This is a genomic window from Geminicoccus flavidas (genome assembly GCF_009806515.1).
GTDB lineage: Bacteria > Pseudomonadota > Alphaproteobacteria > Geminicoccales > Geminicoccaceae > Geminicoccus > Geminicoccus flavidus.
The window spans coordinates 1-1,422 of record NZ_WUJP01000629.1; the positions used below are offsets into that span (position 1 = coordinate 1).

Genomic DNA, 1,422 nt, shown 5'->3' on the forward strand with positions numbered 1-1,422 from the left:
CCGCTGACCCTCCTGGAGGCGATGGCGCTGGGCACCCCGCTGGTCACCACCGCCACGGGCCTCGCCCGCGAGCTGGGCGAGGAGGCCCGGCTCGTGCTGGTCGAGCGCACGCCCGAGGCCCTGGCGCATGCGATCGCCACCTGCCTCTCGGCACCGGACGAGGCGGCGGCAAGGGCCCGGATCGCCCGCCGCACGGTCGAGCGTCAGCTCGGCTGGGACCGCATGGTCGGGCAGCTCGTCGACATGATCGCGCAGCCGCTGCGCCAGGCCGCCTGACCATGACTGGTCATGACGTCGTCGTCTGCTTCGGCTTCGAGGCCGACCGAGTCCGCCGCCAGCCCTGGCACGTCGCGCGCGGCATCGCACTAGGCCTCCTGGCGCACGGCCGACGCGTCACCCTGGTGACCGATGCCCTTTCGCCGCCAGAAGGCGAGCCGTTCGGGATCGTGGCGCTGCCCGGCCTGTTTTCCGGCAATGCGCCCGATCCGGCGCTGCGGGAGGCCCTCGCACGACTGGCGCCGGACCGGATCTTCGTGATGATCGGGATCCACGAACTGCTCCGGCCCGGGCGCCTGCGCCTGGGAGCGTCGGTCTTCCCGATCGTGGCGGCCCAGCCTTTCCGCCTGCGCGACTTCCTCCGCCTGCCGGCTGCCGATCTGTGGCGGGAGTGGCACCTGCTGCGGCTGGCGCTGCTGGCCGCCCTCCTGCCGGACGGCCTCATCCGACGGGGCTTCCGGCATAGCAGGGCTGTAGGCCTGGTGTTCGTTTCGGCAGCGGCACGCGCCCGCTTTGCCGACATCGGCATCGACGCCTCGCTGGCACTCCGCCCGCAAGTCGAGCTTCCGCCGCTGGTGCCCGCCCAGGCCCGGGCCCCGGTCCCGACGGTCCTGTATTGCGGCCCGCCGCTGGCGCTGCGCGGCGCCGACCTGGCGCTGCGCGCGTTCGAGGAGGCGAGGGCGGCCGGCCTGGAGGCCAGGCTGCAACTGCTCCTGCGCCCGGACGACCGGCCTGCGCTGATGCGCCGCTTCCTCGCCCGGGTCGAGCGCTCGCCGGACCGCAGCGCCATCGAGGTGGTGACCGAGATGCTGGCGGCTTCGGCGATGCGCCGGTACTTCGCTGCCGCCGACGTCCATCTCCTGCCGTTCCGGGTGACGGTGTCGGATGCACCCCTGGTGGTGATCGAGGCTGGGCTCACCGGGCGGCCGGTGGTGGTACTCGACACGCCGGGCGTGGCCGAATATGCGCACGCCTTCGGCGGCATCGTGGTGGATCGGCCGGACCGGCTGGCCGCGGCACTGCGCGACGCCTGCGGCCGTGCCGGTCGCCCGGCCGCCATGCAGGAATGGACGAGCTGGCCCCAGGCCGTGGCGCCGCTGGACCACTGGGCCGGCCGGACCCCGGGCCGGCTGGCCACGGTTGCGC

General features: G+C 74.3%; 2 protein-coding genes. Both read left to right on the plus strand.

What is annotated here, in order from left to right:
* A partial coding sequence (locus tag EQG76_RS17765) for a glycosyltransferase (RefSeq protein WP_159715723.1) occupies positions 1-276 on the plus strand: 276 nt, incomplete at its 5' end.
* 2 nt (positions 277-278) lie between these two features.
* A partial coding sequence (locus EQG76_RS17770) for a glycosyltransferase (protein WP_159715724.1) occupies positions 279-1,422 on the plus strand: 1,144 nt, incomplete at its 3' end.